Origin of the sequence: Streptomyces sp. DG2A-72, assembly GCF_030499575.1 — a bacterium.
Classification (GTDB): Bacteria; Actinomycetota; Actinomycetes; order Streptomycetales; family Streptomycetaceae; genus Streptomyces.
On record NZ_JASTLC010000001.1, the window covers coordinates 1,905,998 to 1,927,175 of the forward strand.

Genomic DNA, 21,178 nt, shown 5'->3' on the forward strand with positions numbered 1-21,178 from the left:
CACGCGACGCGCGCAGTCGTCGGTCTCGGTTTGCCATCAAGTGATCACGCACAGCAAACCCCCAGCCAACACATCGCGTCAAGGCCCACGAAGTCGTTACACGCGTCAACTCCTGTTACATGAGAGACACTTGCGGTTCATCGGCCCAACGAGACCACTACATGATCACCACACCACGCCTCTTGACTGTGGCGCACGCCATGGCGCCACTCGCCCGGACATCGGAGCATGGCGTGACGGTCGTGCGACCGCCCTTGACCGACGGGGTGCCGTGACCGAGTCCACTGCCCGGTCCGGGCACTCCCAGGGGCACACCGGGCCCTGGGGCACTACAGTCGGCCGGACGCAGCCCCCGGCCCGGCCGAACGATCGAGGTACGCAGCGTGTCGCTTCAGGTTCTGATTCTCGCCGTGAGCGCCGCATGCTGCCTGGGCTTCGGCTTCGTCCTCCAGCAGAACGCGGCCCAGCGGGCACCCCTGAACGACTTCCTCTCCCCCCGCCTGCTCCTGGACCTGATGAAGGTGCCGCGCTGGCTGGGCGGCCTCGGACTCATGGTGGTCGGTATGGCGCTCGGCGCGGTCGCGCTGGGCCAGGGCGAGATATCCCTGGTGGAGCCGCTGCTCGCGACGAACCTGCTGTTCGCGATGGCCCTGTCCCGCCACCAGACCAAGCAGCCGCTGGGCCGCCAGGGCTGGGCGGGGCTCGCCCTGCTCGCGGGCGGCGTGACCGCGTTCATCATGGCGGGACAGCCGACCGGCGGCACCGCGATCACCGACCCGATGCGCCACTGGCTGATCATCGGCGTGATGGTCGGAGCCGCGCTGCTGCTCACGGCGTATGCGAAGCGCTCCAGGCTCAGCTCGGGCCCGGCGCTCCTCGCCGTGGCCGCCGGTCTGCTGTACGGCGTGCAGGACGCCCTGACCCGGGTGAGCGGCCAGCGCTTCTCCGAGGGCGGCTTCGTCGAGCTGATGACGGGCTGGCAGCCGTACGCCGTGCTGGTGCTCGGCGTCACCGGCCTCGTCCTGGTGCAGAGCGCGTTCGAGACGGCGTCCCTGCGCATGTCCCTGCCCGCCCTGACCGCCGCCCAGCCGCTGGCCGGGATCGCCTGCGGGGTGGGCTTCCTCGGCGACCGGCTGCGTACCGACCCGGGCGCGCTGGCCTGGGAGTCGGCGGGCCTCGCGGCCATCGTCGTCGGGATCATCCTGCTGGGCCTGCACCCGGCGATGCCGTGCGGGGCGCCGGTGCGGGAACGGGCGCGGGATCTGCAGCCGAGCCGACTCAGCTGATTTATTGGCGGCATGAGCGCTGCTGACGAAATCCTCGACATCGTCGACGAGAACGACCAGGTCATCGGCCGGTCCCCGCGCGGCGAGGCCTACGCCCGCGGGCTGCGCCACCGCTGCGTCTTCATCCAGGCCCGCGACGCCACCGGCCGTCTCTTCGTCCACCGCCGCACCCCGACCAAGCTGGTCTTCCCCTCCCTCTACGACATGTTCGTCGGCGGAGTCGTCGGCGCGGGCGAGTCCTATGACACCGCCGCCCTCCGCGAGGCCGCGGAGGAACTCGGCGTCGCGGGTCTCCCGCAGCCCGAGTTCCTGTTCAAGTTCCTCTACGACAACGGCGCCGGCCAGAGCTGGTGGTCGGCGGTGTACGAGGTCCGCTGCGACCTGCCCGTACAACCGCAGGCCGAGGAGGTGGCCTGGCACGACTTCCTGCCGGAGGCCGAGGTGGAGCGACGCCTGGCGGAGTGGGAGTGGGTGCCGGACGGGCTGGCGGCGTATGAACGGCTGAGGGCCTTCAGGTCGTGAGCTGATCACGCTGGCCGGCATCATCCAGCCAGTCCGGCGATTGAGGACGAGGCCGTTCAGGCCGAAGCGAGGGTCTGGGGGCGGCAGCCCCCAGGGACGGGAGCCCGTCCCACCCGCACGACCCGGCCCAGGCCCAGCGCAGCGCCCCGGTATCGTCCTGAGCGTGATCGATTTCGCTCGGAACGTCCGTCTGTGGTTCGCCCCACAGGAGATCCGCGACGAGGGCACCACCCCCGACTACCGCTTCTCGCTGGCGAACGAGCGCACCTTTCTGGCCTGGCTGCGGACCGCCCTCGCGCTGATCGGCGGCGGCTTCGCGGTGGACCAGTTCCTGCCGGACCTGCGGTGGGGCTGGCGCGTCGGCCTCGCGCTGGCGCTGCTCGCCGCGGGCGTGCTGTGCTCGCTGCGCGCGGTCAACCACTGGATCCGCTGCGAGCGGGCCATGCGCAAGGGCGAGGATCTGCCGGTGTCACGGTTCCCGGCGGTGCTGAGCCTCGCCGTCGCGATCGTGGCCCTCGCGATGGTCGTCGTCGTACTCGTCGGCTGGGAAGGGTGACCGCCGAACCGGCCGGAGGCCGGACCAGGGACCCCGGTCTGCAGCCCGAGCGCACCCGGCTCGCCTGGCGGCGTACGACACTCTCGGGCACCGTCGCCGCCGTGCTCGCCGTGAAGACGGCGCTGCACGGCGGCGCGACGGTGACCGGTGTCCTCGTCTGCGCCCTGTGCGTGGCGCTCTGGCTGGGCTTCCTGCTGGTCGCCCACCGCCGCATCCGCACCCTCGCGGCGGCCCACGCCCCCGCGGCCCTCTCTCCCCGGCAGGCCGCGGCGGCGGTCCTGTGCACGGTCGCGCTCGCGGTGTGCGCGGCGGCCCTGCTCTTCTAGGGCCTTCCTCTTTTGGCACGCCCTGTTCACGATGCATCCCCGAATGCGAGCACCGCGGGCCCGCCGTAGCGTGTGTAGCCGATGCCCTTCAGGGGCCGGCCGAGCATCCGAAGGTGAATCAGCATGACCGTCCTGCACCAGGAACACTCCACTCACCCGCACGCCCACGGACCGGACTGCGGGCACACCGAAGTGCCGCACGGGGACCACATCGACTACGCGCACGACGGGCATCTGCACCGCGCGCACAGCGGCCACTGGGACGAGTGCGAGCCCGCCGGGCACACCGCCCACGAGGGCCACGACCACCAGCACGGCGAGGACTGCGGACACCTGCGTGTGCAGCACGGCGACCACATCGACTATCTGCACGACGGCCACCGGCACGCCGCGCACAACGGCCACTGGGACGACCACTGAGACGACCATCGGCCTGACCGAGAAGCACCACCCGACAGCTCCCCGCGGCACCGCCCGGGGAGCTGTCGGCCTAAGGTGGCCCCGATCACGTTGGCTCCCTGCACTGGACGGCATACCGACCGGTCGGCATCATGGTCGGGACCCGTTCTCGCGCCGGCAAAGGAGCAACGATGAGCGCCGACCACCCGCCAGGTCTCGATCTCGACCGGCTGCGCGGGCTGCTCGACAGCGAGCGGCCCGGTCTGGTCCACGGCCCTCTGACCGGCCGGCTGATCGAGGGCGGACGGTCGAACCTCACCTACGCGGTCTCCGACGGCACCTCCCGCTGGGTCGTACGGCGCCCTCCGCTGGGCCATGTCCTGGCCACCGCGCACGACATGAAGCGCGAGCACCGGGTGATCAGCGCGCTGCACCCGACGAACGTACCGGTGCCGCGGCCGGTGCTGATGTGCGAGAACCCCGAGAACGGGGCGGTGCCCGGGGCGCCGTTCTACGTCATGGAGTTCGTCGAGGGCACCCCGTACCGCACGGCCGACCAGCTCGCCCCGCTCGGCCCGGAGCGCACGCGCGACGCGGTGCTGTCCCTGGTGGACACGCTCGTCGAGCTGCACGCGGTGGACCCGGCGTCGGTGGGCCTGGCGGACTTCGGCCGCCCCGAGGGCTTCCTGGACCGGCAACTGCGCCGCTGGGGCAAGCAGTTGGACGCCTCCCGCAACCGTGAGCTGGCGGGAATCGACGAGTTGCACGCCGCTCTCGGCCGGAACCTGCCCCACTCCCCCGCGCCGACCGTCGTACACGGCGACTACCGGCTCGACAACGTCCTGATCGGCCCCGCGACACCGGCAGAGAGCGCCCCGGAGGCGAACGAGCCACGAACGGGTGTCGACCGGATCAAGGCGATCCTGGACTGGGAGATGTCGACCCTGGGTGATCCGCTGACCGACCTGGGCCTGCTGGTGATGTACAGCACGCCGCTCGGCACGTCCGGCTCCCCGGTCTCCACGACCGCGGAGGCCGCGGGGCACCCGGATCCGGCCGAACTGATCGAGCGGTACGCCGAACTGTCGGGGCGCGACGTATCCGCGGTCTCCTGGTACACGGCGTTCGCCTGGTTCAAGCTCGCCGTGATCCTCGAGGGCATCCACTACCGCTACACCCTGGGCCAGACCGTCGGCCCCGGCTTCGACCGCATCGGCGACCTGGTCCCCGTCTTCATCGAGCACGGCCTCACCACCCTTCAGGAAGGCTGACCCGACATGGACTTCGCGTTCGACGCGCGCACCGAGGAACTGCGCGCCAAGCTGCTCGCCTTCATGGACGAGTACGTCTATCCGGCCGAGTCCGTCGCGGAGGAGCAGCGCGCACAGCTGGCCTCCCCGTGGGACACCCCGGCCGTGGTCGAGGAGCTGAAGGCCGAGGCTCGCCGGCAGGGCCTGTGGAACCTCTTCCTCCCCGACTCCGGGTACGGCGCCGGACTGACCAACCTCCAGTACGCCCCCCTCGCCGAAATCACCGGCCGCTCCCCGCAGTTGGCCCCCACCGCGCTGAACTGCGCCGCGCCGGACACCGGCAACATGGAGGTGCTCGCCCAGTTCGCCGACGAGCAGCAGAAGAAGCAGTGGCTGGAGCCGCTGCTGGCCGGTGAGATCCGCTCGGCGTTCGCGATGACCGAGCCGGAGGTGGCCTCCTCGGACGCCACGAACATCACGACGCTGATCGAGCGAGCCTCCGACGGCACAGACGAGTACGTCATCACGGGCCGCAAGTGGTACATCTCCGGGGCGATGAACCCGGACTGCAAGATCTTCATCGTGATGGGCAAGACGGACCCGGACGGCGCCGACATCCGCCGCCAGCAGTCCATGGTCCTGGTCCCCCGCGACACCCCGGGTGTCACCGTCAAGCGCGCCATGCGGGTCTTCGGCTACGAGGACCACTACCACGGCGGCCACGCCGAGGTGATCTTCGACCACGCGCGCGTGCCGGTGTCGAACCTGATCGGCGAGGAGGGCGGCGGCTTCGCCATCGCGCAGGCCCGCCTCGGCCCCGGCCGCATCCACCACTGCATGCGGCTGATCGGCATGGCCGAGCGGGCGATCGAGCTGATGTGCCGCCGGGCCGTCTCGCGCAACGCCTTCGGCAAGGCGCTGGCCCAGCAGGGTGTGGTGCACAACTGGATCGCCGACGCGCGCGTGACGGTCGAGCAGCTGCGCCTGCTGGTCCTGAAGACGGCCTGGCTGATGGACACGGTCGGCAACCGGGGCGCCCACACCGAGATCCAGTCCATCAAGATCGCCACGCCCCGCGCGGTCGTCGACATCATCGACCGCGCCATCCAGCTGCACGGCGCGGGCGGTGTCAGCCAGGACTTCCCGCTCGCCGAACTGTACGCGGGCGCACGGACGTTGATGATCGCCGACGGCCCGGACGAGGTGCATCAGCGGTCGCTGGCGCGACGGGAGCTCAAGCAGTACCTGTGACTCAGGGCCTGAGAGCCCGCAGGAGCAGGTCGGCCAGGTGGTCGGCGACCTCCTGAGGGCTCATCGGGCCGTCGGGGCGGTACCAGGTCGACAGGTGGTGGACGGACCCGAAGTGGTAGTCCACCACCAGATCGGCCGGGGTCGCCTTCGAGAAGACTCCCGCCTCCTGCCCTTCCTCGATGAGTGCGCGGAAACGTTCGTGGTAGAGGCGCCGCTCGGCGCGTACCCGCTTGTTCTTCTCGGGGCTCAGATGGTGCATCGAGCGGAAGAAGATCATCGCGTCGTCGAGGTTCTCGATCGTCGTCACCACGACATCTGCCGCCGCGTCCCGCACCCGCTTCTCGATCGGCTCGTCGGCGCCCGCGAACGCGTCGAGCCGCTCCTGCTGGACGCGCAGCACGCGCGCGTACACCTCGTGCAGGAGGTCGTCCTTGGAGCCGAAGTAGTGGTAGAGCGCCCCCTTCGTGACGCCGGCCGACTCGACGATCTCCTGCACGGAGGTGCGGTCGTAGCCCTGCTCCGCGAAGAGCCGGGTGGCGGCGGCCAGCAGCCGCTGCGGGACGGGCGTACCGTCTCCGTCCGTCGTCCTGGGCACTGCCGCCACCTGCCTTTCCGAGCTGTCTGCTGTTCTCTTGTTCTTCACTGACCGTCTTGCGGCCGGGAACGAAGCTCCCGACGGAGGATCTTCCCACTCGCCGTCTTGGGCAACTCGGGCAGGATCTCCACCTGCCGCGGATACTTGTAGGCGGCCAGTCTCTCCTTGCAGTACGCGGCCAGCGCACCGGGGTCGATGTCGGCGCCCGGACGCAGGCTGATGTACGCCTTGACGGTCTCTCCGCGGTACCCGTCCGGCACCCCGACGACAGCCGCCTCGCGCACCGCCGGATGCGTGTACAGCACGTCCTCGACCTCACGCGGCCACACCTTGAAGCCGGACGCGTTGATCATGTCCTTCTTCCGGTCGACGACGTACAGCCACCCCTCGGCGTCCATGAACCCGATGTCGCCGGTACGCAGCTCGCCGCCCGGGAAGGTCTCGGCGGTCGCGTCGGGGCGACGCCAGTAACCGGGGACGACCTGCGGTCCCCGTACGACGATCTCGCCCTGCTCGCCGAACGGCACCTGAGCACCCCGGTCGTCGACGATCCGTACGTCCGTGTCGGGCCCCGGCACCCCGACGGCCAGCGTCCCGGACACCGGGTCGACGGGCGCCTCCCGCCCCGGCGGCACGGACGCACAGGGTGCGGTGCACTCCGTGAGGCCGTATCCGTTGCGGATGTACGGCCCGAAGCCCGCCCGGAACTTCTCCACCAGCGCGGGCGGCAGCGGAGCACCGCCGGAGGAGATGATCCGGAACGAGGAGAAGTGGTCCGGGGTGACGTCCGGATGGGCGGCCAGCGCCATGAAGGCGGTCGACGGGCCGACGGTGTAGTGCGGCCGGTGCTCGGCGAACGCGTCCAGCACGACCCCCGCCTCGAAGCGGTACACCAGCACCAGCGTGCCCGCGCTGTTCAGACACGCGCCGAGCTGGCAGACCATTCCGGTGATGTGGAACAGCGGCGCCAGCGCGAAGTAGACGGGCGCCTCGGGCAGCCCGAGCCCGGTCCGCTGCCGCTCGGCGTTGTACATGATGTTGCCGTGTGTGTTGGTGGCGCCCTTGGGGGTGCCGCTGGTGCCCGAGGTGTAGCTGATCAGCGCGATGTCGGAGGAACCCGGCTCACGCCCCTCCGGTGCCTTGTTCCCCTGCCGGGCGACGACCGTCAGATCATCGGCATCGACGGCCTGCGGCAGCCGCTCGAAGGACAGCACGCGCGCGTCGCCACGAGTTTGGAAGTCCAACTCACTGGCGGTGAGCACGATCCGCACCGGCGAGCCCTGTGCCGTCTCGCGCAGATACGACTCCCAGGCCCGGTCGGCGCAGATCAGCGCGGCCACGTCACCGTCCCGCAGCACATGGCCGACCTCCCCCGCCTTGTACATGGGGTTGACCGGCACGACGACCGCGCCCGCCTTCCAGGCGCCGAGCAGCGCCAGCACGAAGTGCGGCGAGTTCTGCAGCAGCACGGCGACCCGGTCGCCACGCTCCAGGCCCCGCGCGGCAAGATGCCCGGCGACGGAGTCGCTCAGCTCGTCGACCTCGCGAAAGCTCAGCCCGGCGTCGAAGTAGGCGAGGAAGGTACGGTCCGGCGTCTCGGCGACGGCTCGGCGCAGTGCGTGCACGAGAGAGTCGAGGGGTTCGACGGGAGCACGCTGGGCGTCGCTCAGCAGCCCCAGCCAGGGCCGCTCGGCATAGCGGGAGTCGCTCATCAGGCCTCCTCCCACTTCTGCTGGATGTGGTTCATGTTCGTCAGCCAGCGGTCGGGGTCGGTGGCCCGAGCCTGGTAGTACCCGGCGACCTCGGGATGCGGCAGGATCAGGAACCGGTCCTCCTCGATCCCCTTGAACAGCGCGTCCGCGACATCCTCCGGCTCGATCGCGGTCGGCTTCAGCACCAGATCGCCCGCGCTGCCGGTACCGGCCAGCATGTCCGTCCGCACACCCTGCGGACAGATCGCATGCACTTTGATCCCCCGATGGCGATACGTCAACGACAGCCACTCGGCGAAGGCGTACGCACCGTGCTTGGTCACGCTGTACGGCGCGGCCCCGATCATGGTGAGCAGCCCCGCGGCGGACACGGTGGACACGAACCGCCCCCGCCCACGCTCCAGCCACCCCGGAATCAGCTCCTGAGCAGCCCGCACATGCGCCATCACGTTCACATCCCAGGCCAACGCCCAGACCTGCTCCTCAGCTGCCTCGGACCCACCCGAGGGAAGCCCGGCATTGGCGCAGTAGACATCGACGGTGCCACCGAGAGCGTCGCGAGCCTCACCGACAATGGCGGAGGCATCACCGGGCACGGCAATCCCTCCGACCTCCTCAGCAACGGCTTTGGCCTTGCCGGCGTCCAGATCATTGACGACGACCCGGGCCCCCGCGGCAGCAAACCGCCGGGCCAGGGCGGCCCCGATCCCCCCTCCAGCCCCCGTGACGACGACTCCGGCACCCTGAACGGCTTCCACCATCGGTCTCCTTCGACTGCGACTCCTGCGGGCCAGACTAACCGGTCGGTATGTACCAGAGGAAGGGCACGGGCATCGCCGCTCAGGGGCGCGGGGAACTGCGCGACAAGCCACGAACCACGGACGGCTTCCACACAACCCGCGGGAGCAATACCGTGCACCCCATGCGCCTATCCAGACGAGCCCTACTCGCAGCGACAACGGCAGCAACAGCACTCACCAGCGCACCTCCCGCCTCCGCCGCCCAGCGCCGCAGGCAAACCGGCTTCGAGCGGCTGGCCGCAGACGGCTACACGGCACTCAACGGCGATCGGGTCGGAATCGTCACCAACCCCACCGGCGTAACCAGCGACGTCCGCCACATCGTCGACGTCATGCACAAGGACAACCGAGTGAATCTAGGGGCCGTCTTCGGCCCCGAACACGGCTTCCGCGGCACCGCCCAGGCAGGCGGCTCCGAAGGCCGCTACGACGACCCGGCAACCGGCCTCCCCGTCTACGACACGTACCTCAAGAGCGGCCGCCCCCTCGCCGACATCTTCACCGCATCCGGCGTCGACACGATCGTCTTCGACATCCAGGACGTCGGCGCCCGCTTCTACACGTACATCTGGACGCTGTACGACTGCATGGAGGCGGCCCAACTCGCCGGCAAACGCTTCGTCGTGCTCGACCGCCCGAACCCGGTGACCGGCCGCGAGGCCCAAGGCCCGGTCCTGCACAAGGAGTTCGCGACCTTCGTCGGCCGGCAACCGATCTCGCAGGCGCACGGCATGACGGTCGCCGAGCTGGCGCACCTGTTCAACGGGGAGTTCCTGAAGACCCCGGTCGAGCTGGACACCGTACGGATGACGGGTTGGAAGCGGTCGGAGTTCTACGACGCGTCCGGGCTGCCGTGGGTACCTCCGAGCCCGAACATGCCCACCCCCGACACCGCTCTCGTGTACCCGGGGACGTGTCTGTTCGAGGGCACCAACCTCTCCGAGGGACGCGGCACCACCCGCCCCTTCGAACTGCTCGGTGCAGAGGGCATCGACGGGCGCTGGGCGGCCGAGATGAATCAACTCCGCCTGCCCGGCGTCCACTTCAGGGAGGCGTACTTCGCTCCCGTCTTCTCCAAGTTCCAGGGGAAGACCATCGGCGGCGTACAGATCCATGTGCACGACCGGGCCGCGTACGACCCCGTACGCACGGGCATCGCGCTGCTGGTGACCGCCAAGAAGGTGTGGAGCGGCTTCGCCTGGCGGTCGGACAACTGGATCGACAAGCTCACCGGATCCACGCGGGTGCGCACGGCGATCGACGCGGGAGCCGGTACGGACGAGGTGGTGGCGGGCTGGCAGAAGGAGCTGGCGGCGTTCCGGAAGGTGCGCAGGGAGTATCTCCTCTACAGATGACTCCGGCCGTCTGGCCAACCCCGCCCAGCCGCAGGACGATGTCACGCATCACGCGACATCGGGGGACAAGGGGGCCCGGCATGGCGGATCCGGAGATGAGTGTGACTCCCTACTGGGAGCTGACGTTCGACGCGGACGGCGACGTGAACGGCAAGCAGCGGGACCGGCTGCTCGCCGGTGTCGCGGACCGGAAGGTCCGCGACCTGATCGTCTTCGCGCACGGCTGGAACAACGACCGCTCGATCGCGACCCGGCTCTACAGCCGCTTCTTCGCACCGTTCCCCCAGCTCGCGCCCAAGGCCAGGCTCGGGTACGTGGGTGTGCTGTGGCCGTCGATGCGGTTCTCCGACGAGCCGATCCCCGACTTCCCACGGTCGCTGGCTGCCGAGACGTCCCAGCAGCCCGCGCTGGACAAGGACACCCGGCACTCGCTGCTGGAGACCTTTCCCGGCCGGGCGACCGTGATCGACCAGATCGCGCGCATGCTGGACCAACAGCCGCGTGAGGAGGCCGAGTTGGAGGAGTTCGGCCGACTGGTGCGGCTGCTGGTGGAGGTCGTACCGCCGGGGCCGCAGGCGCTGTTCGCGGCCGACACGCTGGCGGAGGGGGTGCCGCAGAGCGAGCCGCGGATGTTCTCCGGGTCCGCGGCGACGGTCTGCGAGGAGTTCGCGCAGGCGCTGACCGGTCTCGGGTCTCCGGGCGGCACGGCCTCCTTTTCCCTGCCCAACCCCTGGAAGGGTGCCCAGGAACTGCTGCGGCAGGCGACGTACTACGCGATGAAGCGGCGCGCGGGAACCGTCGGGGAGCGCGGGCTCGGCCGGGTCGTCGGGCAGCTGGCCACGGCCGTGCCGCACGCGCGCGTGCATCTCGTCGGGCACAGCTTCGGCGGGCGGCTGGTGTCGTTCGCGCTGCGCGGGCTGCCCGAGGGGGTGCGCACGGTGAAGTCGGTGACGCTGCTCCAAGGGGCCTTCTCGCACTACGCGTTCGCCGCCCGGCTACCGCACGACCCGCGCGCGGGAGGGGTGCTCCAGGGTCGGCAGAACCGCATCGACGGCCCCCTGGTGTGCTGCCACTCCCACCACGACTCGGCCCTCGGCACGATGTATCCGCTGGCCTCGCGTATGGCGGACGACGATCGGACGGTCCTCGGCCTCGACGTCGGGCGGATGCTCGGCGACAAGTGGGGGGCGATGGGGCACAAGGGGATGCGGGCGGTGCCGGGCACGCGCGCGTTGCAGCTCGCCGATGCGCTGAAGAAGGGCAAGCTGCCCGCGTCGGGGTGTGTGAACGTCGACGCGGCCGCCGTGGTCAGACGCGGCGGCCCACCGGCCGGCGCGCACAGCGACATCGCGCACCGGGAGCTGGCGCAGGTGGTGCTGGCGGCGGGCCGTATCGCCTGACCCGCCGCCCATGAACTCACCGATGTGACGTGAACTCGACCACCTGCTGGTACGTCGGCCGGTTCTGCCAGCTGATGTTGGGGTGCTTGATGCCGCCCAGCGTGCGCTGGTTGATCGAGTCGGCGCACCACTGGTTGCCGGCCGCGCACAGGTCGTCGCCGGGGTAGACCTGGGCCGCGGTCTTGCCGGCCGCCTCCTTCAGCGTGCTGATCAGCGTGTCCCGGCAGGCGCTGAGGCTGCCGCCGCCGCAGTACTTCCGCGCGAGCGGACCCTCCACCTTCTCACCGAGCACCGCCCGGATGTCCTTGTCGACATAGCTCCACCAGCCGTACTGGAAGGCGCTTCCGGCATGGGCTCCGGTCGGGCCGTGGGCGGCCGACGGGGTCTCGTCGATCGGCAGGTTGGCGGTGAACGCGCCGTACAGCTCGCTGCCGAGGCCGGGTTCGAACTCGGCCTTCACCAGCAGTGGCCACCACGCGTCCAGGATGCGGATCGCGTCGGCATGGGCGTACGTCTTCGAACCGGCCTTCGTCTCCGTGCGTTTGCCGCCCGCCGTCAGCCACGCGGACAGCTTGTCGACCGCCGCCTTGGCCGTGGCGTCGGTCACCGTCGAGCTGTTGACGACCTTGAGCAGATCCGGCAGCACGTCCTGAGCCCGCAGGTCGGCGAGCCCGGCGTCGGCCATCGCCTTGGTCAGCGAGGCCCGAGTGACTCCACCGGCGGCGACCAGCTTCTTCACCCGGTCCTCCAGCAGATCGCCGCGGTGCACGGACCCGACGCCCCAGGGCGCGGCCGTGTAGTCCTTGGCCTGCTTGTTGTTCCAGGAGATGTAGTAGTCCTGGTCGATGGAGTTCGGGTGCGCGGACGCAGGCGTGTAGTCGGCGGTGTTCGTCGCCGGGTTCCAGTTCTTCCACTCGTACGCCGGCCGCGCCCACACCGGGAACTCGGCGTCGACGCCGGTGGCCCGTACCGGGTTGTCGCCGCTGTTGTAGTACGCGGTGTGCTCGGAGTCGACGTAGAACCAGTTGAACGTGTAGTTGATGTGCTGCACCGCGCGCTGGAAGGTCTGCGGGCTGTTGACGTAGCCCGGGTCGTTGAGCATCTGGAAACCGATGATCGAGTCGGCCTCGTGCAGGAAGGACGAGCGCAGGGTGGTGTAGGCGACCTTCTTGCCGTCGACGGTGGCGCGGTATTGGACGGGGCCGTACTTGGTGCGCCAGACCCGCATGGTGTACGAGCCCGCCGCCGTGCCGTCGGCGGTGGTCGGCTTCCAGGCGTTCTTCTGCTCGACCTTCTCCATCGCCGTACAGGTGCCGCGGTACAGGTAGTGGTAGTCGTCCTGGCACAGTTCGACCGCGTAGCTGTCGATGATGTCCTGGCCGGAGGTCGTGGCGCTCCACGAGTAGTCCTGGCCGCGGCCGAGTTCGACGTACATGCTCAGCCCCGCGAAGGAGGCGCCGCGGGCGCTGAGACCGGGGCCCTGGATCTCCTGGAGCATCAGCAGCTGGGGCGCGAAGTAGCCGGTCTGGGGCCCGAAGACGGCGACCGGGTGGCCGCTGGCGGTGTGCTCGCCGCCGACCACCAGGGCGTTGGACATACCGCGTTTGGCGGAGGAGAGCGCGGTGGCGGTCGCGGTGCTCGACGTGCTGGCGGCGCTCGACGTCGAGGCACTGCCCGTACGGTCGTACACCAGCTGTTCCTCGTCCACCGAACCGGCGTCGGGCATCGCGGTGCCCTGCGGGTCGTCGGGCTTCGAGGCGTACGGGAAGCTGCCGTCATGGAGGGTGAGGACGGCCTCGGGGTCGTTGCGCTCGCGGAAGGACTCCCAGACCTTGGTGCCCTCGGCGACGCCGTACTTCTCCTGCGCGGCGAGCAGGGAGAGCGCGTTGTTGACCTCGCCGCCGCCTCCGGAGCCGAACAGGGCGCCGATGACGGAGGCCAGCGCGACCAGGTCGGTGGGCTTGAAGTGCTGGATCGTGCCGGCGTTGGTGATGGAGTCCTTGTGGCCGGTCAGGACGTACTCGCCGGGGAAATAGCGGCCTTTGTCGGAGGCGTCGATGTAGGCGTTGATGCCGGCGATGTAGGCGTTGACGTCGGCGAGAGCCTGCCGGCCGCGCTCGCCGTTGCTGGCGACGGCGTTGTCGATCTGCGCCTGGAGGTCGGCCTCGGTGTAGGGCGCGGCGCGCCAGAACTGCTGCTCCAGGCCCTGGTTGGAGGGAGCACCGCCCGCGAAGGGGGTCAGCTGGCCGCGTCCGACATGGCGGAAGACGTCCATCAGCCACAGCCGGTCCTCAGCTGCCGCGTAGCCGGCGCCGAACTCCGTGCCGTACCGAGTGGTACCGGTGATGTGCGGCACACCCGTCTTCTTGTCGCGGACGATCGTCACGTCGCTGCGGCCGGCGGGCTTGACGGTGGAGGCGACTTGATCGGCGGGGACCCCGAAGGACGCGTCGTTGAAGAACGAGTTGATCGTGGAGTTGGTGAGGCCGGAGTAGCCGGTGGCCAGGTTGGCGTAGGGGCCGAGCTGGTCCTCGGCGTGTGCGGGCTGGGTGCCGAAGGCCTGGTTCAGGATGATCTGGGCGAGGGTGGCGTTGCCGTTCTGGCCGGCCGGGAGGATGTCGGAGCACTGGCTGCCGCAGTGGTCGGTGACCGCCGCCGCGTCGACCTCCGCGGTCTCGGCCGCCGCCGCTTGGGAAAGCGGGGACAAAAGACCGGCAATCAGGACGCATACGGAAGCCGACTTCAGGAACCCGGGGAATCTACGGGGAGTTCTCAGTCTGTCGAGTGCGGTGCGTGGGGTGCGCCGTGGCATGGCAGCTCCTACGGACGGGGGTGGGCCCGGACGTTACCGCCGGTATCCCCGAGATGGAAGGTGAACATGCGTCAACTTCTGGAGGTCATGGAAAAAGGATGGAGCCGAATCGCGTGTCGATACGTCTATTCGGCAACGTCCGAACGACGACGCCGAAGTAACCGAAGTACAGGTGCAGGTGTGACGGAGGTGCAGGGCGATGGCCGGTTTCCGGAGTCTGGCGAGACAGGTGCGAGATCCACGGTGCGATCTGGCGCTACGGCGCTACTCGCTCCGCAAGTGCCTTGAGCGGTTCGCTCCGTACGGGCACAGGGCGACCTGGGACCATTTGTGCTCCCGGGCGGGGTTCGGTCCCGAGGACCGGTCGCCCGATCCAGCGCGGCTCGTGGCCGCGTTGGACGAGCTGGAAGAGGCGCGTTCGGTGTGGCTTGCCTATGAGGGTGGGTTCGCCGAGCGGCGCAAGAAGGAAAAGCACGACGGACTGCGCAGGCCGGGCAGCGTTGATGACTGGCACCGGCTGACCTGGGGCGGTTTCGGAGTCGCCTGGTGCGACGATCCGCGGGTCCACCCGCGGGAACCCCTGGCCGAGGTACTGCGCCGACTGATCTCCGCCCTGGAACGCGAACCGGGGTCCGACTGCCCGGTGTGCGGCGGAGCGCGCCTGATCTGGAAGTACAACCTGGCCCATGAACCTTCGTCGGGCCCGGTGTGCACGGACTGCGGCATCGTGGTGCCGCGTCCGGTGCTGACGCCCGAGGCGCTGGCCACGGCCAGGCGCGGACGGCTGCTGGTGTCCGCATCCGCATAGGTACGGCGGGGGTGCGCCGGGGATGCCGCACCCCCGATCGAACGCGGTGAGCTGCGGTGCCGGAGGGCATTGTCAGTGGTGGCTGGCACCATCGAGGCATGGTGCAGGTGTGTCTCAACGGGGCCCGGGGGGCCGCCGACAGTGCCGGGGTGCCGCTGTCGCCGGAGGCGATGGCCGAGTCGGCCGTGCTCGCCGTCGCGGCCGGAGCGACGGACGTCCATGTTCATCCCAAGACGCCTTGCGGACAGGATTCTTTGTCGCCGCGGGTGGTTGCGGCGACGCTCGATGCGATACGGGCGCGGGTGTCGGTGCCGGTCGGGGTGACCACCGGTGCGTGGGCCGAGCCTGATCCGGTGGCGCGGCTGGAGCGCGTGCGTGGGTGGACGGTGCTTCCCGATCACGCCTCGGTCAACTGGCATGAGCCGGGCGCCGAGGAGATCGCCGCCGTGCTGATCGAGCGTGGGGTCGGTGTGGAGGCGGGGATCTGGTCCGGGACGGACGGGGCGGATCGGTTCGCGCGCTCGCCCCTCGGGGGAAAGGTCCTGCGGGTGCTGGCGGAGGTGACGGATCCGTCGCCGGACACGGCCGAGGAGAGCGCGCGGGTGTTGTTGGCCGACCTGGGGTCGGCGCATGGCCGGCCTGTGTTGCTCCATGGGGAGGACGGGGGCGCGTGGCCTGTGCTGCGGCTGGCGGGGCGGTTGGGGCTGGCGACGCGGATCGGGATGGAGGACACGGTGGTCCTGCCGGACGGGGGGCGGGCGGGGTCCAATGCGGAGTTGGTGGCGGCGGGGGTTCGGGAGTACGGGGCGTGCCGTTAGCGGTGCCCGAGTGATCGTGGGCTGAGTGGTGCCCGGGGTTGGGGCTGGGCGGGGGTGGGTCGCGCAGCCCGGCGCTGACGGGGCGCCGCGGGGATGGGCGCCGTGAGGTGGGTCGCGCAGCCCGGCGCTGACGGGGCGCCGCGGGGATGGGCGCCGTGAGGTGGGTCGCGCAGCCCGGCGCTGACGGGGCGCCGCGGGGATGGGCGCCGTGAGGTGGGTCGCGCAGCCCGGCGCTGACGGGGCGCCGCCTGCGCCCACCCGTGCCGCCCCAGGCGGCACGCATGCCCGCAGCTTGGGCGGGACAGCAGCCCGCAGCTGGGCGGGACGGCGGCCCTCAGCTGGGCGGGACGGCCGCCCGCAACCCGGTGGCCGTGCGTGGTTACTCGGCCTTCCTGCCGTCTCGTTCCACCATCAGGCGGGAGCCCGAGCGGCGTTCGCCGAAGACGTCGTCCGGGTTGGAGAGGACGCAGGTGTTGAGGGAGAGGCAGCCGCAGCCGATGCAGTCGGTCAAGTGGTCGCGGAGGCGGTTGAGTTGCTTGATGCGTTCGTCGAGTTCGGAGCGCCAGGCCTCGGAGAGGTGGGCCCAGTCGTCCTTGGTGGGGGTGCGTTCCTCGGGGAGTTCGGCCAGGGCCTCGCGGATGGTGGCCAGGGGGATGCCGACGCGTTGGGCGGCGCGGATGAAGGCGACTCGGCGGAGGGTGTCGCGGGTGTAGCGGCGTTGGTTGCCGGAGGTTCGGCGACTGGTGATCAGGCCCTTGGACTCGTAGAAGTGCAGGGCGGAAACCGCGGCGCCGCTGCGGGCGGCGAGCTGACCGACTGTGAGCTCGTGGACCTTCTCGTGAATCTGGGGCACCCCTCGAAGGTTACCCATCGAAGACCTGCTGCGGCTCCGGCTGTCCGGAGAGCTCCTGTGCGTTGACAGGTGACCCGCCACCTACCATGCTAAGCAGTTGCTTAGGCAGGTCACATTGCGACGCGAGAGGCCGGGACATGGCAGAGCCGAGGATCTTCACGTCCGCCGACGAACTGAAGGCGGCGGTGGGCGAGCAGCTGGGACACACCGACTGGCTGGAGATCGACCAGAAGCGGATCGACCTGTTCGCGGAGGCCACGGGTGATCACCAGTGGATCCACGTCGACCCGGAGAAGGCGGCGACCGGACCCTTCGGGACCACCATCGCCCACGGGTATCTCACGCTGTCGCTGCTTCCGCTCTTCGGACCCCAGCTGATCAAGGTCGAGGGCGTGAAGATGGGCGTCAACTACGGGACGAACAAGGTCCGTTTCCCCGCACCGGTGCCGGTCGGATCGCGGCTGCGCGCCACCGCCGCGATCAGCGGCGTCGACGAGGTGACCGGGGGCGTGCAGGTGACCGTCGCCTTCACCGTGGAGCGCGACGGCGGCGACAAACCGGTGTGCGTCGCCGAGTCGGTGTCCCGCTATTACCTCTGAGGGCAGGGCCTGTCCGGCAGACCGGACTACTTCGCCCCCACCATCCGCAGCACGAGGTCGGCATAGAGCGCGCCGACCTCGTCCGGGGTCCACGGACCGTCGATGCTGAACCAGCGGGCGACGTCGACGCAGAGCGAGAGCACCGCGAGCGTGGTGCCCTTCACATCGAGGACGTCGAACTCGCCCGCGGCCACGCCGTCCTCGATGATCCCGCGCACCTCGGCGTCGCACTGACGGCGCAGCGCGACGATCTCCGCGCGGGCCTCGGGGCCGAGTGAGTCGAGTTCGTACTGCACGACCCGCGCGGTGGTGCGCCCCCCGGCGTGCCAGCGCACGAAGGAGCTCACGGCATCGGCGAGCCGCTCCGCCGGGCTGCCCTGGCGCTGCGCCGCCGTACGCAGGATGTCGAGTGCCTTCTCATGCCCGATCCGGCTGATGCGGTGAAGCAGCTCTTCCTTGGTCTTGTAGTGGATGTAGAGCGCGGCCGGGCTCATACCAGCGCGGCCCGCGATGTCACGGGTCGTGGTGGCGTGGTAGCCGCGCTCGGCGAAGGCCTCCACGGCGGCGATCAGCAGCCGCCGGGCCGCGTCCGGCGTGACCTCGCCCCACGCCTGCGGTTCGCCGCCGGCCGTCTCCTGCGCCGCACTCATCGCTCGTTCGCCCCTCTCACTGACAAGGACAACACCATACCGCTCAAGGTGAGCGAGCGCTTAGTGTGCCCGATCAGCACCGCCCGAAGCTCAGAGCTGCTCGAACGCTCAGAGCTTCTCGAACGGGTGGTACGCGCGGTTCTCCGCCTCCTGCCGGTCCCTGATCACCTTGGCGAGGGTGAAGGCGGAGGTGACGAGGTACAGGACGGCGATCCCCAGGAACGCCCGCACCCAGACATCGGCCTCCAGCTTGAAGATGCCGATCGCCGTGGCGGCCATGGCGACGACGAAGGAGGCGACCGCCTGCCCGTAGAAGGCGGCCGTGTTCTGCTGCTTGCCCGCTGTGTCACTCATGGGGACAAGGGTCGACAGATGTGGGGGGCGCCACATCCGCCGAAGTACTCAGTCAGGTACCTAGAAAGCAGGTACCTAGAAGGCCGAGACGCCCGTCAACGCCCGCCCGATCACCAGCTTCTGGATCTGGCTGGTGCCCTCGTAGAGGGTCATCACGCGGGCGTCGCGCAGCAGCTTGCCCGCCGGGTACTCGTCGATGTAGCCGTAGCCGCCGAAGACCTGGAGGGCGTTGTTGGCGGCGCGGACGGCGGCCTCCGAGGCGAACAGCTTGGCCTTGGAGGACTCGGTGGCGAAGGGCAGGCCGCGGTCGACGAGGTCGGCGACGCGCCAGGTCAGCAGTCGGGCGGCGTCGACGTCGACTGCTATGTCACATATCAGCTCCTGTACGAGCTGATGGTGGGCGATGGTCCTGCCGAACTGCTCACGCTCGGTCGCGTACGTCACCGCCGCGTCCAGCGCGGCCTGCGCTATGCCGACGCAGCCCGCCGCCACCGACATCCGCCCCTTGGCCAGCGCCGACATGGCGACCGAGAAGCCCTTGCCCTCGGGCGCGAGCATCGCGGAGGCGGGGACGCGGACGTCCTCGAGGACGAGTTCGGCGGTGGCCTGGCCGCGCAGGCCGAGCTTGCCGTGGATGGCGCGGCGGGAGAGGCCGGGCGTGGCGGTCGGCACGAGGAACGCGGAGACGCCCTTGCGGCCGGGCGAGTCCGTGGAGCGGGCGAAGAGCAGGACCACGTCGGCCCACGTGCCGTTCGTGATGAACATCTTGGTGCCGTTGATGACGTAGTCCTCGCCGTCCCGGACGGCGCGTGTGGCGAGGTTGCCCGCGTCGGAGCCGGTGCCCGGCTCGGTGAGGCCGAAGCAGCCGACGTACGCGCCGGAGGTCAGTCCCGGCAGCCAGCGGCGCTTCTGCTCCTCGCTCCCCCAGGCGGCGATGGTCTTGGCGACCAGGCCGAGCGAGACCGACACGATGCCGCGCACGGACGAGTCGCCGCGGCCGAGTTCCTCCGTCACCAGGCAGTACGCGAGATGGTCGCCGCCGCTGCCGCCGTACTCCTCGTCGATCGTCAGCCCCAAGAAGCCGACCGCGGCGAGCTTCTTCACGATCGCCCGGTCGACGTCCTCCGCACGGTCCCAGGCGACGACGTTCGGGGCGATCTCGCGGTCCACGAAGTCCCGGGCGAGCTGCCGTACGGCGGTCTGCTCCTCGCTGAGCTCCAGGTTCATGCCGAAGTCACCCCTAAGTCAGCTCTACTTGAAGGCCGTACATTTAAATTAGCACTGCTAGTTTCTCGCTCGCAGCCCTACTATGTGCGCCATGGCCCGACCGCGCAAGCCCCTCCTCAGCACCGACCGGATCGTCGACACCGCACGGGCGCTCGTGGACGCGGAGGGTCTTGCGGCGGTCTCGACCCGCCGGCTCGCCGCCGAGCTGGGCGTGAGCGGGCCCTCGCTCTACAACCACTTCCGGACGAAGGACGAGATCCTGGAGGCGGTCGCCGACTCGGTGAGCACCCAGGTCGATCTGTCGATGTTCGAGGACGGCCGGGACTGGCGGACCGCGCTGCACGACTGGGCCGTCTCCTACCGGGCCGCACTGCGCGACCACCCGAACATCGTCCCGGTGCTGGCCCAGGGCCCCGGCCGCCGTCCCGCCGGACTGCGCCTCGCCGACGCCGTCTACGGCGCGATGGTCGAGGCCGGCTGGCCTCCCGCGCAGGCCACCTCGATCGGCGCACTGATGCGGTACTTCATCATGGGCTCCGCGCTCGGCTCGTTCGCCGGGGGCTTCGTGGACGACGCGAGCGCGTACGACCCCGCCGACTACCCCCACCTCGGGCAGGCGCACCTCCTCGCCGAGCAGCAGGAGAAGATCGACGAACGGGCCTTCGAGACGGGACTGACCGCGCTGCTGGACGGGCTGATGCAGCAATACGAACAGGTCAAGCGGAGCGCTCCGCGGGAAGTGCCGTGATGGGTCGTCGTTGGCCTGCGGGGCCGTCGTGGCTGGTCGCGCAGTTCCCCGCGCCCCTTAGGGCGCTGCCGAACCGCACATCAACATTTCGGTGTCCGCCGAAGTGTCCGTGGCCCATCCTGGAACGCATGACCGCCAAGGACGCCCGCGCCCCCGAGCTGGCCCGGCTCGCCGGGCTCGTCGCCGACGAGACGCGGGCCGTGTGTCTGCTCGCGCTGCTCGACGGGCGGGCGTGGACCGCCGGGGAGCTGGCCCGGCACGCGGGTGTCGCCGCGTCGACGCTGAGCGAGCACCTGGGCAGGCTCGTCGCGGGCGGACTGCTCGCGGAGGAGCGGCAGGGGCGCCATCGGTACGTCCGTCTCGCCGATCCGCAGGTCGCGCAGCTGCTGGAGGACCTGGCCGGACAGGTCGCCCCGGAAGCGGCAGCGCGCCCGCGCACCCTCCGGGAATCGAACGCCGGGTCCGCGATGGCCCGCGGCCGCACCTGCTACGACCACCTCGCCGGGCGGCTCGGCATCACGCTCACCGACGCACTGACCGAGCGCGGACTGCTGAGCCAGGACACCGGCTTCGCGCTCACGGAGGCGGGGCTGCGCTGGTTCGACTCCGTCGGCATCGGGCTCGACCGCGAGGGACGGCGTCCGCTGGCCCGGGGGTGCCTCGACTGGACCGAGCGCCGCTCGCATCTCGCGGGCGTCGCGGGCGCGGCGCTGTGCCGGCATGTCCTGGACGCGGGCTGGTGTGTGCGGATCGGATCCGAGCGGGCCGTGAAAGTGACTCCGTCGGGTGAGCGGGCGCTGGGGGAACTGCTCGGTATCTCGGCGGGGGCGTTGCGGTGAGCTGGGCGGCTATGGGGG

22 protein-coding genes are annotated in these 21,178 nt (G+C 70.2%); 14 read left to right on the forward strand and 8 right to left on the reverse strand.

The genetic code is table 11. The features are described from left to right. The first annotated feature begins 383 nt into the window (after nt 1–383). From QQY66_RS09145 to QQY66_RS09175, 7 genes are all read left to right on the forward strand, one after another. On the forward strand, nt 384–1,286 hold the full coding sequence (locus QQY66_RS09145; protein WP_301978615.1) for a DMT family transporter: 903 nt from the start codon (nt 384–386) through the stop codon (nt 1,284–1,286). Between the two features lie 12 nt (nt 1,287–1,298). Beyond that, nucleotides 1,299–1,808, forward strand: a complete 510-nt coding sequence (locus tag QQY66_RS09150; protein ID WP_301978616.1) for an NUDIX hydrolase — start codon at nt 1,299–1,301, stop codon at nt 1,806–1,808. Nucleotides 1,809–1,971: 163 nt separating this feature from the next. Then, complete coding sequence (locus QQY66_RS09155) at nt 1,972–2,364, forward strand: YidH family protein (RefSeq protein WP_301978617.1); 393 nt, start codon at nt 1,972–1,974, stop codon at nt 2,362–2,364. Beyond that, nucleotides 2,361–2,690, forward strand: coding sequence for a DUF202 domain-containing protein (locus tag QQY66_RS09160; protein ID WP_301978618.1), 330 nt, complete (start codon nt 2,361–2,363; stop codon nt 2,688–2,690). The genes QQY66_RS09155 and QQY66_RS09160 overlap by 4 nt, the downstream gene beginning before the upstream one ends. Before the next feature lie 123 nt (nt 2,691–2,813). Further along, nucleotides 2,814–3,110, forward strand: a complete 297-nt coding sequence (locus QQY66_RS09165; RefSeq protein WP_301978619.1) for a hypothetical protein — start codon at nt 2,814–2,816, stop codon at nt 3,108–3,110. 170 nt (nt 3,111–3,280) lie between these two features. Then, nucleotides 3,281–4,360: a phosphotransferase family protein gene (locus QQY66_RS09170; RefSeq protein WP_301978621.1), complete on the forward strand. Its 1,080-nt coding sequence runs from the start codon at nt 3,281–3,283 to the stop codon at nt 4,358–4,360. Nucleotides 4,361–4,366: 6 nt separating this feature from the next. Continuing rightward, nucleotides 4,367–5,590, forward strand: a complete 1,224-nt coding sequence (locus QQY66_RS09175; RefSeq protein WP_301978622.1) for an acyl-CoA dehydrogenase family protein — start codon at nt 4,367–4,369, stop codon at nt 5,588–5,590. Nucleotide 5,591: 1 nt separating this feature from the next. Here the strand turns inward: QQY66_RS09175 and QQY66_RS09180 are convergent, their stop codons facing one another. The 3 genes from QQY66_RS09180 to QQY66_RS09190 are packed head-to-tail and all read right to left on the reverse strand — an operon-like array spanning nt 5,592 to nt 8,658. After that, nucleotides 5,592–6,185 (reverse strand): TetR/AcrR family transcriptional regulator, encoded by a 594-nt coding sequence (locus tag QQY66_RS09180; protein WP_301978624.1) that lies wholly within the window; start codon nt 6,183–6,185, stop codon nt 5,592–5,594. Between the two features lie 44 nt (nt 6,186–6,229). Beyond that, on the reverse strand, nt 6,230–7,897 hold the full coding sequence (locus QQY66_RS09185) for a class I adenylate-forming enzyme family protein (protein ID WP_301978625.1): 1,668 nt from the start codon (nt 7,895–7,897) through the stop codon (nt 6,230–6,232). Then, entirely contained in the window at nt 7,897–8,658 is a 762-nt protein-coding gene (locus tag QQY66_RS09190) for an SDR family oxidoreductase (RefSeq protein ID WP_301978626.1), read from the reverse strand. Before QQY66_RS09190 ends, QQY66_RS09185 begins: the two co-directional genes overlap by 1 nt. Before the next feature lie 161 nt (nt 8,659–8,819). Here QQY66_RS09190 and QQY66_RS09195 point away from each other — a divergent pair, with 161 nt between their 5' ends. Together QQY66_RS09195 and QQY66_RS09200 are read left to right on the forward strand one after the other, a co-directional pair. Further along, a complete protein-coding gene (locus tag QQY66_RS09195) occupies nt 8,820–10,052 on the forward strand; it encodes a DUF1343 domain-containing protein (RefSeq protein ID WP_301978627.1) in 1,233 nt (410 codons plus the stop codon). An 80-nt stretch (nt 10,053–10,132) separates the two neighbouring features. After that, entirely contained in the window at nt 10,133–11,452 is a 1,320-nt protein-coding gene (locus QQY66_RS09200) for a serine-threonine protein kinase (protein WP_301978628.1), read from the forward strand. 16 nt (nt 11,453–11,468) lie between these two features. On the opposite strand, the gene QQY66_RS09205 is transcribed toward QQY66_RS09200, so the two are convergent. Beyond that, nucleotides 11,469–14,264 carry a penicillin acylase family protein gene (locus tag QQY66_RS09205; protein ID WP_301978629.1) on the reverse strand — a complete coding sequence of 932 codons (2,796 nt, stop codon included), beginning with the start codon at nt 14,262–14,264 and terminating at the stop codon, nt 11,469–11,471. Nucleotides 14,265–14,463: 199 nt separating this feature from the next. On the opposite strand from QQY66_RS09205, the gene QQY66_RS09210 reads away from it, so the two are divergent. Then, a complete protein-coding gene (locus QQY66_RS09210; RefSeq protein ID WP_301978631.1) occupies nt 14,464–15,072 on the forward strand; it encodes a hypothetical protein in 609 nt (202 codons plus the stop codon). 98 nt (nt 15,073–15,170) lie between these two features. Continuing rightward, nucleotides 15,171–15,890: a 3-keto-5-aminohexanoate cleavage protein gene (locus tag QQY66_RS09215; RefSeq protein ID WP_301978632.1), complete on the forward strand. Its 720-nt coding sequence runs from the start codon at nt 15,171–15,173 to the stop codon at nt 15,888–15,890. 379 nt (nt 15,891–16,269) lie between these two features. Here the strand turns inward: QQY66_RS09215 and soxR are convergent, their stop codons facing one another. Beyond that, entirely contained in the window at nt 16,270–16,743 is a 474-nt protein-coding gene (soxR, locus tag QQY66_RS09220) for a redox-sensitive transcriptional activator SoxR (protein ID WP_301978633.1), read from the reverse strand. A 137-nt stretch (nt 16,744–16,880) separates the two neighbouring features. On the opposite strand from soxR, the gene QQY66_RS09225 reads away from it, so the two are divergent. After that, entirely contained in the window at nt 16,881–17,342 is a 462-nt protein-coding gene (locus QQY66_RS09225) for a MaoC family dehydratase (protein WP_301978634.1), read from the forward strand. 26 nt (nt 17,343–17,368) lie between these two features. Here QQY66_RS09225 and QQY66_RS09230 read toward each other — a convergent pair whose 3' ends face one another. The 3 genes from QQY66_RS09230 to QQY66_RS09240 all read right to left on the reverse strand — a co-directional run bounded on the left by QQY66_RS09230 (nt 17,369) and on the right by QQY66_RS09240 (nt 19,573). Continuing rightward, on the reverse strand, nt 17,369–17,992 hold the full coding sequence (locus QQY66_RS09230; protein WP_301978636.1) for a TetR/AcrR family transcriptional regulator: 624 nt from the start codon (nt 17,990–17,992) through the stop codon (nt 17,369–17,371). Nucleotides 17,993–18,100: 108 nt separating this feature from the next. Next, on the reverse strand, nt 18,101–18,346 hold the full coding sequence (locus tag QQY66_RS09235) for a YiaA/YiaB family inner membrane protein (RefSeq protein ID WP_301978637.1): 246 nt from the start codon (nt 18,344–18,346) through the stop codon (nt 18,101–18,103). A gap of 75 nt (nt 18,347–18,421) precedes the next feature. Further along, on the reverse strand, nt 18,422–19,573 hold the full coding sequence (locus QQY66_RS09240) for an acyl-CoA dehydrogenase family protein (protein ID WP_301978638.1): 1,152 nt from the start codon (nt 19,571–19,573) through the stop codon (nt 18,422–18,424). 91 nt (nt 19,574–19,664) lie between these two features. Between QQY66_RS09240 and QQY66_RS09245 the strand changes: the two genes are divergently transcribed. Together QQY66_RS09245 and QQY66_RS09250 are read left to right on the forward strand one after the other, a co-directional pair. Next, complete coding sequence (locus QQY66_RS09245; protein WP_301978640.1) at nt 19,665–20,321, forward strand: TetR/AcrR family transcriptional regulator; 657 nt, start codon at nt 19,665–19,667, stop codon at nt 20,319–20,321. Between the two features lie 128 nt (nt 20,322–20,449). Continuing rightward, the gene (locus QQY66_RS09250) at nt 20,450–21,160 is read left to right on the forward strand and encodes a helix-turn-helix transcriptional regulator (RefSeq protein ID WP_301978642.1); all 711 of its coding nucleotides are present in this window, start codon (nt 20,450–20,452) and stop codon (nt 21,158–21,160) included. The last annotated feature ends 18 nt before the right edge of the window (nt 21,161–21,178 follow it).